The sequence below is a fragment of the Weissella viridescens genome (assembly GCF_003862435.1).
Classification (GTDB): Bacteria; Bacillota; Bacilli; order Lactobacillales; family Lactobacillaceae; genus Weissella; species Weissella viridescens_A.
Window position 1 is genome coordinate 44,915 of the sequence record NZ_RHGY01000006.1, and the last position, 12,683, is coordinate 57,597.

15 protein-coding genes and 1 riboswitch are annotated in these 12,683 nt (G+C 41.3%); all 15 genes read left to right on the forward strand.

All coding sequences use genetic code 11. The features are described 5' to 3' along the window. Positions 1-18 precede the first annotated feature (18 nt). The 15 genes from D3P96_RS06020 (at position 19) to D3P96_RS06090 (ending at position 12,537) form a co-directional block, all read left to right on the forward strand. Complete coding sequence (locus tag D3P96_RS06020; RefSeq protein WP_124943477.1) at positions 19-393, forward strand: reductase; 375 nt, start codon at positions 19-21, stop codon at positions 391-393. Beyond that, positions 386-1,162 carry a segregation and condensation protein A gene (locus D3P96_RS06025; RefSeq protein ID WP_124943478.1) on the forward strand — a complete coding sequence of 259 codons (777 nt, stop codon included), beginning with the start codon at positions 386-388 and terminating at the stop codon, positions 1,160-1,162. The genes D3P96_RS06020 and D3P96_RS06025 overlap by 8 nt, the downstream gene beginning before the upstream one ends. Next, entirely contained in the window at positions 1,155-1,778 is a 624-nt protein-coding gene (gene scpB / locus D3P96_RS06030; protein WP_124943479.1) for an SMC-Scp complex subunit ScpB, read from the forward strand. Before D3P96_RS06025 ends, scpB begins: the two co-directional genes overlap by 8 nt. Positions 1,779-1,780: 2 nt before the next feature. Continuing rightward, a complete protein-coding gene (locus D3P96_RS06035) occupies positions 1,781-2,551 on the forward strand; it encodes a pseudouridine synthase (RefSeq protein WP_057744123.1) in 771 nt (256 codons plus the stop codon). A gap of 99 nt (positions 2,552-2,650) precedes the next feature. Continuing rightward, entirely contained in the window at positions 2,651-3,115 is a 465-nt protein-coding gene (locus D3P96_RS06040) for a DUF3290 family protein (protein WP_124943480.1), read from the forward strand. Further along, positions 3,115-3,795, forward strand: a complete 681-nt coding sequence (locus tag D3P96_RS06045) for a DUF421 domain-containing protein (RefSeq protein WP_124943481.1) — start codon at positions 3,115-3,117, stop codon at positions 3,793-3,795. The genes D3P96_RS06040 and D3P96_RS06045 overlap by 1 nt, the downstream gene beginning before the upstream one ends. 52 nt (positions 3,796-3,847) lie before the next feature. After that, positions 3,848-3,993, forward strand: a riboswitch (FMN riboswitch). Positions 3,994-4,071: 78 nt separating this feature from the next. After that, complete coding sequence (locus D3P96_RS06050; RefSeq protein WP_124943482.1) at positions 4,072-4,650, forward strand: ECF transporter S component; 579 nt, start codon at positions 4,072-4,074, stop codon at positions 4,648-4,650. Between the two features lie 21 nt (positions 4,651-4,671). Then, complete coding sequence (locus D3P96_RS06055) at positions 4,672-5,730, forward strand: helix-turn-helix domain-containing protein (protein ID WP_124943483.1); 1,059 nt, start codon at positions 4,672-4,674, stop codon at positions 5,728-5,730. Next, a complete protein-coding gene (locus D3P96_RS06060; RefSeq protein ID WP_124943484.1) occupies positions 5,723-7,162 on the forward strand; it encodes a RecQ family ATP-dependent DNA helicase in 1,440 nt (479 codons plus the stop codon). Before D3P96_RS06055 ends, D3P96_RS06060 begins: the two co-directional genes overlap by 8 nt. 79 nt (positions 7,163-7,241) lie before the next feature. Then, positions 7,242-7,865: a LysM peptidoglycan-binding domain-containing protein gene (locus D3P96_RS06065; RefSeq protein ID WP_185696103.1), complete on the forward strand. Its 624-nt coding sequence runs from the start codon at positions 7,242-7,244 to the stop codon at positions 7,863-7,865. Between the two features lie 102 nt (positions 7,866-7,967). Then, on the forward strand, positions 7,968-8,642 hold the full coding sequence (gene cmk / locus D3P96_RS06070; RefSeq protein ID WP_124943486.1) for a (d)CMP kinase: 675 nt from the start codon (positions 7,968-7,970) through the stop codon (positions 8,640-8,642). 100 nt (positions 8,643-8,742) lie between these two features. Next, the gene (gene rpsA, locus D3P96_RS06075) at positions 8,743-10,020 is read left to right on the forward strand and encodes a 30S ribosomal protein S1 (RefSeq protein WP_124943487.1); all 1,278 of its coding nucleotides are present in this window, start codon (positions 8,743-8,745) and stop codon (positions 10,018-10,020) included. A 133-nt stretch (positions 10,021-10,153) separates the two neighbouring features. Then, complete coding sequence (gene der, locus D3P96_RS06080; RefSeq protein WP_124943488.1) at positions 10,154-11,464, forward strand: ribosome biogenesis GTPase Der; 1,311 nt, start codon at positions 10,154-10,156, stop codon at positions 11,462-11,464. A 208-nt stretch (positions 11,465-11,672) separates the two neighbouring features. Next, positions 11,673-11,948: an HU family DNA-binding protein gene (locus D3P96_RS06085; protein WP_057744095.1), complete on the forward strand. Its 276-nt coding sequence runs from the start codon at positions 11,673-11,675 to the stop codon at positions 11,946-11,948. Positions 11,949-12,342: 394 nt separating this feature from the next. After that, entirely contained in the window at positions 12,343-12,537 is a 195-nt protein-coding gene (locus D3P96_RS06090) for a hypothetical protein (RefSeq protein ID WP_124943489.1), read from the forward strand. The last annotated feature ends 146 nt before the right edge of the window (positions 12,538-12,683 follow it).

Below are 12,683 nucleotides of genomic sequence, written 5' to 3' on the forward strand. Positions count from 1 at the left end.
TTTTATTAGGAGGTAAACATGTTAATAACTGTTCGTGAAGATCAATTAAAAATTGCGATGGGGTTACTCTCTTATTTACCTGAGTATAAAAACATTGCGACCACGCAACGTGAAATTGACTGGTATCAAAATAATCCCAATCGGAGCTTGCTCCTTTGGCAAGATCCTGAGTCACGACATTTTGTGGCGATGCTTGGGATTGAATACATGTATCATGCTGTCGTTATTCGACAACTGGTATATGGTGTGGAAGTGCCACCAAAAGATCGTTTAAAAGTCCGTCAGGAGATGTTGGATGCACTTGATCGTCAGAATCAAGACTTGGTCCTCATGGGTACCGTACGGGTTCAGCATGTTGTGAACGATTGGCGGGAGGCTAAACAAGATGACTGATCAACTGACCTATCATTTAGAAGATTTTGATGGCCCCTTAGATTTGTTGTTGCATTTGATTCGGGTTAACGAGATGGATATTTTTGATATTCAGATTACTGAAATCACACAACAATACTTGGATTTCATTCATCAAGCTGAAGATCGTAATCTTGATGTTGCAGGTGATTTTCTCGTCATGGCAGCTAACTTAATGGCCATTAAGTCAAAAGATTTGATTCCGGTCATGATTGATGAACAAGATGATAGTTTAGCTGAGTATGTTGATGAACCTGATCCTAAGGCAGAATTGATGCAGCAATTGCTGGATTATCAACAATACCAAAACGCTGCGACTCAATTGCGCGTGTTAGAAGAAGATCGACAACAGCAATTTTCACGTGCGCCGGAAACGGTTGACCCGCTGGCGACTGAAGATACCTTCATTCCGACACCAGTTGGGGTGCAAGTGGATGCTTTACAACAGGCCTTTGATACGTTGTTAGCTCGCCGGCAAATCCAAGTTGATCGAGCTAAAACACGTTCGCTTGCGCCCGCCCGCCCGTCGATTGAAATCAAAATTGATGCCATAAAAGATCGATTTGCGCATCATGCTGTTTTGACGTTTGATGAACTCTTTGATGGTCAGGTGACTAAAGCAGATGTGATTGTGACCTTTTTGGGAGTCTTAGAACTTGTCCGCCACCAAGAACTTTATGTGACGCAGCAGGAGAATTTTGATCAAATTGTCCTAAAAAATCAAATAACAGGTGAACAGAACGATGAATAATTTAGATGCGCAAATTGAAGCTTTGCTATTCGTATCAGGGGATGAGGGCGTTAAGTTAACCGAACTTACGGCGGCAACCGAAGCTGAACCGGATCAAGTGATGCAAGGATTGCAACGCTTGCAAAATAAATATGCATCTGACGCTACTTGTGGTTTAATGCTGGTTAAACATGGGCAACAATACCAACTTGTCACCAAAATTGAAATGGCATCAGTCATTCATCATTATTTTACAGCACCAATTACCTCTAACTTATCGCAATCAGCGTTAGAAGTTTTAGCAATTGTGGCTTATCAACAACCGGTGACACGGATTGATGTCGATGAGATTCGGGGCGTGAAGTCAAGTGCAATGCTCCAAAAATTGGTGTTACGGAACTTGATTAGTGTGCAAGGACGTGCCGATGAGGCTGGACGCCCCAACTTATATGGCACCACCGAATATTTCTTGGATTATTTCGGCTTGGATGCGTTGAGCGACTTGCCTGAATTAGGAACAGCGCAAACCCTAGAACATTTGCAAACGAGTGATCAACTGGACGAAGAAATACCGTTATTTAAAGAAACTGAGTCAGCTTTTACCAGTGACTTATTAGATGAAAGTGAGACAAACTAAATATGGCAGAACGCTTACAAAAGGTGATGGCCCAAGCTGGAGTTGCATCACGTCGTGCCTCTGAAAAATTAATTACCGAAGGTCAAGTAACTGTGAACGGAAAACGCGTCACAGAATTGGGCACAAAGGTAGAACCAAACGATAAGATTGAAGTGAATGGGACGCCGGTTGAAGGAAATGAAAAGAAAGTTTATTTCCTTTTGAACAAGCCACGTGAAGTTGTGACAACGGCATCGGACGATAAAGACCGTGCCACTGTTCTGGATATCTTAAAAGATGTGCCACAGCGTATTTATCCCGTTGGTCGGTTAGACTATGACACCACTGGGGTTTTGTTGCTGACTAACGATGGTGATTTGGCCAACCAATTGATGCATCCATCTTACAAGATTGATAAGGTGTATGTGGCTAAGGTTAAGGGGATTCCGACTAATGATGAGTTAAAGGCGTTACGCCTAGGTGTAACCGTGCACACCATTGAAAATAAGCGTCACCGCACATTCCATGCGGCACCCGCTAAAGCCGAAATTATTGGTGTTGATAAGGCCAAGAATACGGCAATGGTGCAATTAACGATTCATGAAGGTCGTTATCACCAAGTTAAGGAAATGATGAAGGCGGTTGGACACCCTGTTTTGAAATTGACCCGTGAACGTTACGGAATGCTGGATGTCGATAATATGGCACCTGGTGAATATCGTGAGCTTTCATATGATGAAGTTCAAAATTTGAAAAATGGTAAACAATACCGTCGTTCATCTGGAAGATTATAAAAGATTAAAAAACACTTTATTTGAAATGAAATATATATTATTATATTTCACGGACCTGAATAAGGTGTTTTTTTAATAAAAAGGGAAGAGTAGGCGATCATGACATTTTATACGATTGATTATATTAAGAGCCAGGATACTATGACAAATATTATTCATTGGACAGTTTTAGGTGTTTTAGTTTTGGTTGGGATTGTATTGGCCTTTATGTACTTTAAGCACCAACATAAGGGACGTTACCGTGACTTGGCAATTTTAGTATTGTTAGTAGGACTATTCACGATTGGGTTACAATTGCAAAATATGAATGGGATTAAGCAAGTTGATGCTAAAAAGTCACAATTAGTTGATGTTTTGCATGAAATTGCTAAGAAAGAAAATGTCCCGGTTGATCAAATTGCGGTTGACGGAAAGACAAGTCAATCCCAAATGTTGATTAAAGCTGGGAAGAAGAATCAATATTTGGATTTGACGTTTAATCCAGATATGACGGCTTACACAGTGTCACCAACAGAAATTGCGGTGCCAAGTGACCAGATTACAGTAAAGACAGGTGATAAATAATGGGTGATTATTCAGATATTATTGTTAAATTAGCTGTTGGAATTGTGGCCTTGATTATCCAAATTAACATTTTGGGTAAGGGAAATCTCGCACCAATTTCAGCCATGGACCAAGTTCAAAACTATGCCCTTGGTGGGATTATTGGTGGGGTGATTTATAATAAAGATATTTCAACGCTCCAATTCGTCATGGTTCTGATTATTTGGACATTCTTAGTCCTACTTTTGAAGGTAGCCAAAGAATATAGTTATACAATTCGGACGATTATTGATGGACGTCCAATTGTCGTGATTCGACGTGGTGAGATTCAGATGGATACCGTCATGCGGATTGGTTTGTCAGCCAATGAATTGATGTTCAAGCTCCGTTCAAGTGGTTTTGATGAAATTCAACAAGTTAAGTTGGCAACTTTGGAACAAAATGGACAATTGACGATCAATAAGTACGGTGAAGAAGACACGAAGTATCCAATCATTCAAGATGGTCAAATTAACGTAGGCCTTTTGGATGTTGTTGATGTCGATGAAGAATGGGTTGAAAAACAAGTCGAAGCACAATATCCAGACAAAACTGTTTCAGACGTGTACCTTGGTGAATTAATTCATGGGGAAGTGACATTATACCTATTCCCTGAAGCCAATGATAAAGAGGACGCAAAAGCACCGGCGAAGCAATCGTAAGACTTCTTATTGACAAATAGTAAGGCAAACTCTATATTAGAGTTAATATGAATAATATCTTCAGGGCAGGGTGAAATTCCCGACCGGTGGTGAGCAATGTTTGGCATTGTAAGTCCGCGACTCAAATTGCATTGTGCATTTGATTGATATGGTGAAACTCCATAACCGACAGTATAGTCTGGTATATAGAAGATTTTAAAGTTAAGACAGTAAAAAGTCTTCTTTAGGTAGCCCTGAAACCTAGAGAAGACTTTTTTCGTCTATGAGGAGAAAACAATGCGACGCACACAACGATTAAGCGTAATTGCGCTATTAGCAGCTTTGTCATTTATTTTAATGTTGATTAGTCAGTTTCCACTGATTCCAGGGGCCACGTTCCTCAAGATGGATTTTTCGTTTATTCCAATTTTCTTTGCCGCCGTTCTACTAGATCTACGCGCAGGTTATTTGGTATTACTCTTACGTTCCGTTTTAAAAATCTTGCTTGATGGATCGGGTGTCAATGATTATATCGGTTTGCCCATGAACATCATTGGTTTGGGGGTGCTATTATTAGGCCTATATTGGGGCATGCAAGCTGGGAAAAATTGGCAATGGCGATCGATTCTAAAAGGTGGTGTGATTGGGACACTCGGTCTTACCGTTACAATGGTTGTATTGAATGTCGTCTATGCGATGCCGTTATACGCGCGATTTGCTAATTTTGATATTGCCAAAACAATTGGAACCAAGGTATATTTAACGTACATGGTTTTGCCCTTTAACTTAATCGAAGGGGCCTTGCTCACACTGGTGTCAGGCTTTATTTTGATGGGCTTCAAGAATGTCTTTATTCGATTGAAGCGCCAAATGTAAGCTGATGGAAAGGAGGCTGTTGTGAATCCTGAATTCTTATTAACGTTATTTTCAAAACAACAACCTCGTCGGAGTCATGTTATTTTTGCCTTGTTAAAGCAACAAACAACGGGATCGGCCGAATACTGGGGCTTACGGTATCAATTATTAGACTGGTTTGGTCTGTTGCCTCAGTTACGAAAAAATGAATATGAACATGCGTTGCAGCAATTGCAACAAAATAAAGATCTGGAACAAACTGAGCCAGGTCTTTATTTATTGACGGACAAAGGTGCAAAAGCGCAAGCACAATATGCAAATGAGCATTATTTGCCTCAGCAAAACGCATCCCGAATCCAATATCAAACAGGCATCTTTATGCCATTATTCTTACAGGCAAATCAAGTTGTGTCAGAGTGGTCGTATCATAATCGTCAATATTACCCCATGCAAGCAAGCCTAAAGCAAAGGCAAAGCATCAAACAGTGGTTTAAAAAGCAAGATAAAACGCAGCTAGTTGGCAATTGGTTTGAAACATTACAAGCCTTCTTGGCGACATTGCCGGAAAAGACAGCGAACACTTTAGCTGCGAGCTGGGTTGGTCATGAAACTGCTGGCTTAAATTATGATCAAATGCATTTGCCAGAAGCATGGACGGATTTTGATTTTTATTTATGGCAGTTGGATCAATATACGGCTTTATTAGCTTATTTGGAGAAGCATGTCACAATTGAGAACCCCTTAGTCCAACTATATGCGGTCGTGGGGAAAAGAACGCAATTTCCTGCCAGTATGCAAACGAGTTTTGATGCAGCAAAAGCGGGTCAAGCTTTAACCGACATTGCACAAACGCGACAGTTAAAATTAGGGACAGTGCAGGAGCATTTGTTAACAGCAGCCATTTGGTTGCCAATTGACCAATTTCCGTACGAACAATATTTAACGGATGATTTAAAAGCTACCTTTGCGCAGAAACTGACTGATCCGGATATCGATGCTTGGCGGTTTAAAACCGTTCGGGAATCGGCAGATATTCAAGAGTTCTTTAATTTTAGGTTGTATGCGATTTGGCAAACAAAGCGGGAGCAAGGGTATGATTAATCAAACAGACATTCAAGCTACGTTAAAGCAACACTTTGGATTCGATTCATTTCGACCGGGACAACGCGAAATCATTGAGGCGTTGTTGCACGGGGATGCAGCGCTTGGTATGTTGCCAACGGGTGGTGGTAAAAGTTTAATCTATCAAATGATGGGCTATTTACGACCAGGTACAGTCGTCATCGTGACCCCGTTATTATCGTTGATGCAAGACCAGGTGGCTCGCTTTAACTACCTAGGTGAAAAATCAGTCATTGCTCTTAATTCGACCATGGATGCACAAGAAAAATTCACCATTTTAGCGCATTTGAACCAATATCGGTTTGTATTTATTTCACCAGAGATGTTATCACAACAAAGTGTCTTACAGGCGTTTCAACGTATTCAAATAAATACGTTCGTTATTGATGAGGCCCATACGTTACTAAGTTGGGGACCTGATTTTCGACCAGACTACCTTGAGTTACCACGCATCCATCACGAGTTGGGTGCGCCGAGTTTGCTACTATTGACAGCAACGGCCACTCCAGCCATGCAAGAAGATTTAAAAGGGCGGTTTGATCTTGGCGCGGCGCAGTGGTTCACTTACACGGAGTCCAGCGATCGTCCTAATATTTATTTACACACGGAAGAATTAACCAACCAAGAAGATAAGCGCCAACGCTTGCAATTCTTAGTTCATCAAATTCCGGGTGCAGGGATTGTCTATGTTTCTAGTCGCAAAATGGCCAATAGTTTAGCTGAATTTTTACGACATGCAACTGGGAAACGTGTGGCGGCTTATCACGGTGGTTTAGATAATGTGGCGCGGTATCGTTTGCAACAACAATTTATGGAAAATCAATTAGATGTCATTGTGGCAACTTCAGCGTTTGGCATGGGGATTGATAAGGACGATATTCGCTTTGTGATTCATTATCATTTGAGCCAAGATTTGGCCAATTATATGCAAGAGATTGGGCGTGCCGGCCGTGATGGACAAAATGCCGTAGCAATCTTGCTCTATATAAAGGGGGATGAACGCATCCAACAACATTTGATTGATGCTTCCTTGCCAACGGACGCCATGATTGAAGGGTACTATGCAAAAACACTCAGCCAACGTGACATTGGCGAAGAGCGAGCTCGGTTATTAGACTATTATGGGCAACACAATTTATCCGTTCCTGCGATTCAACAACTTTTTGCAGAACGACGAGTGGTTCGTGAAGCAGATTTAGCTAAAATGGTGCGCTATGCACAATCACGGTCAACGCTACGTCCGCTACTATTAGGATACTTTGGTGAGAAAGCAACCAGCGATTTTGAATCCATTGGCATGGCTAAGTGGGAATTATCAGCCGTCGAATTGCCGGAAAGACCACGAGTGGCACCATCTGAAAGTAAGATGGATTGGACAACGATTTTGACAAAACTCTTTAAATTAAGTTAAGAAAGTTCAATGCCGATAGCACTACCATTTTTTTTGGTGTATGCTATGGCATAGTAAATTCGAGATTAGGAGGCCTATCATGACCGATCAAGATAAAAAACCGGAGCCATGGGAGGAAACTTTTAAAGAAGACCAACCTGACCAATATTCAAGAACTGAACACCGTCGCAAGTCACAACGTGTGAATTGGACAATCGGTGTATTGGTGGTAATTGTGGTGGTCTTATCATTTGTGCCAATATATGAATATTTGCAAACATTAAATAAGCCAACCAACGCAGAGCAGACATGGTCATCTGCTTCAACATCTAAGACAAAAGTAACTGATACTGCAAAGTCAGAATCATTGGCTAAAAAGCGTTCATCTGAGAGTCGTGCTAAGGCTGAATCAAGTCAAAAAGCTGCGGAATCTTCAAGCAAGGCAGCTGTTGAACAATCTAAGGCCGCCGAAAGTTCAAGTAAGGCTGCGCAAGCACAAGCAGCAAAAGCTGCGAGTGAGAAGGCTGCCAGTGAGAAAAATGCAGCTGCGCAAAGTTCAAAGAAACCAGATGAGGGTGAAAAGCAATACGCAACTGTCGGGGCAGGTCAAGGTGCTTTCCGCATTGCAACCAACGCCGGCATTTCACAAGCTAAGCTCCAAGAATTGAATCCTGGGGTTAACCTAGCCAATGTTTCAGCTGGACAGCAATTACGCGTTAAGTAAAAAGATTACCAATTTTGGTAATCTTTTTTTGTTGGAACAATTCACTTTCACAGTTGAATAGCGTAAAATAATAAGGTAAATAAATTAACAAAGGATGTAATGATGAAGTCAATGCAGATTGCAATTGATGGACCAGCTTCGGCTGGAAAGTCAACAATTGCTAAAATTTTAGCGAATGATTTAGATTATGTGTATGTTGACACTGGTGCGATGTACCGAGTTGTCACATTGGCCGCATTGCAAGCCGGCATCGATCCAAACGATGAAGAAGCTGTGACCAAACTATTGCCTGATGTGAAAATTACATTTAAGCCTGGTACGCCAGTCCAACATGTCTATTTAAACGGACAAGAGGTGACGGAAGCGATTCGCTCAGACGAAGTCGCTCGTAATGTTTCAGCTGTTGCTTCATATGCTGCCGTTCGTTCAACCATGACCGAGTTACAACGCGAAATTGCAAGTAATGCTGGTGTGGTAATGGATGGACGCGACATTGGAACAACGGTTTTGCCCAATGCGGACGTCAAAATTTTCTTAATTGCTTCAGTCCAAGAACGGGCCGAACGCCGCTATAAGGAAAACCAAGCTAAGGGGATTGATACGGATACAACTTTAGCTGAATTAACGCAAGCAATTGAGCAGCGTGACTATTTAGATTCACATCGTGAAATTTCGCCTTTGAAAAAGGCTGATGACGCAGTGGAGTTAGATACAACAGGACTTTCGATTGATGAAGTTGTTGATCGAGCCAAGGCCATCATCGCTGAGAAGGCATAATTTATTTGAATCATAAAAAAACCACGATTAATGCTAGTAATACAGACAAGGATACTGTATAATAATCGCTAGAGTCGTGTGACCAGGAGGATATATTGTAATGAACGAAGAGAACAATGAGCTATTGGCAGCTCTTGATAGTGTAGCCGAAGTTAAAGTTGGCGATGTAGTCAAGGGTGAAGTCTTAGCAATTGATGATAACCGTCAAGTGATTGTAGGTATTGAAGGTGCCGGTGTTGAGGGTGTTATCCCAATGCGCGAACTTTCTTCAGACCGTGATGCTGACGTTAACGATCTTGTTAAGGTTGGAGATGTATTGGATTTGGTAGTTGTATCAACTATCGGTTCTGACAAAGAAGGTGGATCATACCTATTGTCAAAGCGTCGCCTTGAAGCTCGTCGTGCTTGGGAGGAAGTCGCAAGCAAGTATAACGAGGGTGATATTGTTGAAGCACCTGTAACACAAGTTGTTAAGGGTGGATTGGTTGTTGATGTTGACGGTGTACGTGGATTCGTACCTGCTTCAATGATTGAAAACCGCTTTGTACAAGATTTGAACCAATACAAGGGTCAAACTATTCGTGCAAAGATTATCGAAATCGACCCAGCCGAAAGCCGCTTGATTTTGTCACGTCGTGACGTTTTGAACGCCGAACGTGAAGAAGCATTGAAGCATGTCTTTGATGAATTGTCAGTTGGTGATGTTGTTGAAGGTAAGGTTGCTCGTATGACTAACTTTGGTGCCTTCATCGACCTTGGTGGTGTAGATGGATTAGTTCACGTATCTGAAATCTCACACGATCGCGTTTCACAACCATCAGACGTTTTGTCAGTTGGTGAACCTGTGAAGGTAAAGGTTTTGGGCTTGGATCCAGAACGTGAGCGTATCTCATTGTCAATCAAGGCCACAGAAGCTGGTCCTTGGGATGATATTGAAGAAAAGGCTCCAGTTGGTTCAGTTCTTGAAGGAACTGTTAAGCGTGTTGTTGACTTTGGTGCCTTTGTGGAAGTATTCCCTGGCGTTGAAGGACTTGTTCACGTTTCACAAATTTCTCACAAGCACGTTAACAACCCAGCTGATGTTTTGAAGGCTGGCGACAAGGTCAAGGTTAAGGTTTTGGATGTAAATCCAGAAAAGCAACGTTTGTCATTGTCAATCAAGGCTTTGGAAGAAGCGCCTGAAGGTGAAGAAGAATCAAACAATGCCTCATCATCTGCTAACAACAGCAACAATGGTGGTGGTAACTCTGATCGTCCTCGTCGTCAAGCACGTCGTCCACGTCAAGATCGTGCACCAAAGAATTACTCAACTTCAGAAGAAGAAGGTAACGCAACTTTGGGTGATGCATTCGGTGATATCTTCAAGGATTTTAACTAATTTTTGATGAATAACTAAACAATTAAGCGTGTGTTGGGTTTATCCTGACGCACGCTTAATTTTATTTAGCGACAAAATGCCGAAAGTATAGTAACATTACAAGTAATAGCTAAGTTGCAAGGAGGTAGCAGAAATGGCACTACCAGTAGTAGCGATTGTTGGGCGTCCCAATGTGGGAAAGTCAACAATCTTTAACGAAATGGCCGGGGATCGAATCTCAATTGTTGAAGATACCCCAGGTGTAACACGTGATCGTATTTATACACGTGCAGAATGGTTAACCCGCGAATTCCGCTTGATAGATACTGGTGGAATTGAAATGGGTGATGAACCATTCATGACACAAATCGTACAACAAGCAGAAATTGCCATCGACGAAGCTGATGTCATTGTTTTCATGGTATCAGCTAAAGAAGGCCTTACAGAAGCGGATGAACGCGTTGCAAAAATTTTATATCGTACAGACAAGCCAGTCATTCTAGCCGTTAATAAGGTGGACAACCCTGAAAAGCGTGCGGAAATCTATGACTTTTATGCGCTTGGTTTTGGCGATCCATACCCAATTTCAGGAACGCACCGAACTGGTGTTGGTGATTTACTTGATAAAATTGTCAGTGAATTTCCTGAAGTAGATGCTGAAGAAGAAGACGATTCAATTCGTTTCTCTTTGATTGGTCGTCCAAATGTGGGAAAGTCATCAATCGTGAATGCTTTGTTAGGCGAGGATCGTGTTATTGTTTCGGATATTGCCGGAACCACCCGTGATGCCGTCGACACAAAGTTTACCGATGCTGATGGTGATGAATTTGTCATGGTCGACACGGCTGGAATCCGTAAGCGTGGTAAGGTTTATGAAAATACTGAAAAGTATTCTGTCATGCGAGCTATGCGCGCGATTGATGATTCTAACGTTGTTTTGATGGTACTAAATGCCGAAGAAGGTATTCGGGATCAAGATAAGCACGTGGCCGGATACGCGCATGAAGCGGGCCGTGCTATCATTATCGTTGTGAACAAGTGGGATACAATCGAAAAAGATACGTATACCATGAAGGATTTTGAACAAACAATTCGTGACGAGTTCCAATATTTGTCATATGCACCCATTGTCTTTGTATCAGCTAAGACAAAGCAACGTTTGAACAAGTTACCTGAAATGATTAAGCAGGTTGATGCGAACCACAAGCGTCGTATTCAGTCAGCAACGTTGAATGAAGTGATTATGGATGCTTTGGCAACTAATCCTACACCAACGGTTAACGGTAAGCGTTTGCGTGTTTACTATGCAACGCAAGTCGCAATCCAACCACCAACATTTGTTGTCTTTGTCAATGATCCTGAGCTAATGCACTTTTCATATGAACGTTTCCTAGAAAATCAAATCCGTAAGGCATTTGACTTTACTGGAACACCAATTCATTTGATTAAGCGAGCTCGTAAATAATTTATTGTCAAATACTTGACAAATGAAGCACAAACTAGGTCGTGAATTGTTTATAAATGTTTAAAAGGGTTGATATATCAGCGTTTTCAATGAAAAAATGTTGTTTATCACATTGAGTTATGATATTCTAAATATCGAAATGGTTATATGTCTAACATATAACTAATTTTAAATATATCGTAAATGATTATGCAGGAGGATATTTCGCATGGCTAACAAGCAAGAATTGGTAAACGATGTTGCAACAGCAACTGGTTTGACAAAGAAGGACGCAACTGCTGCAGTTGACGCCGTTTTCTCATCAATCCAAGATACTTTGGCAAAGGGTGAAAAGGTTCAATTGATTGGATTTGGTAACTTCGAAGTTCGTTCACGTGCAGCTCGTAAGGGTCGCAACCCACAAACTAAGGAAGAAATTGAAATTCCAGCATCAAAGATCCCTGCATTCAAGCCTGGTAAGGCTTTGAAGGATGCCGTTAAGTAATTAAAACCCACTTCTGGTGCGGTTTAACGCTTAATATGGGACATTTGGGGATATTTCGGTATTCCAGTCCATTTATAAATGAAAAGAGCTAACTCAATTTGAGTTAGCTCTTTTTTGTTTGTATAAGGCTTAGTAATGTTGGCGTGGGGCTATTTTGAAGTTGAGCATATACCTGTAAAATGATGATACCTGTTTTTGGCTCAAAATGGGTGTTAAATTAATAGTGTTGAAAAATTAATCATTCTACAGGAGGCATTCAAAAATTTTCTGAATGTCTTTTTTATTCCAAAGATTCGGGGCCCGTTTCATACGGAAGGATATTTGGAGAGAAAAAATAACATTATATGCGAATACTACAGCTTACGCAAAGCAAATGGGAACCATCACATCAGGTATGAATATCGAAACGAAACTCAAGCACCTCGTGACAATCGCCCGTGTTAGTCAATATACTGGAAATACTAATTTCGGTCAGGTTATCACTGAACCCGTCTATAACAAGCGTCAAATTGAGAGTAACCTCACAGTGGTTGCTCAACCAATGTGGGATATTCATTTAATCATTCGATTATTCAAGCACCTCTTGTAACCTATCGCAAGATTGAAAAGAACTATAATTTCTATCGCTTTGATGATACACAAATTGATGAGGTCACATTAGCAAGAGCGCAATAAGTTGGATATACGGGACAGCCTGATCGTTATCCGATTGGACAGACCGTGCAAATCACGGAA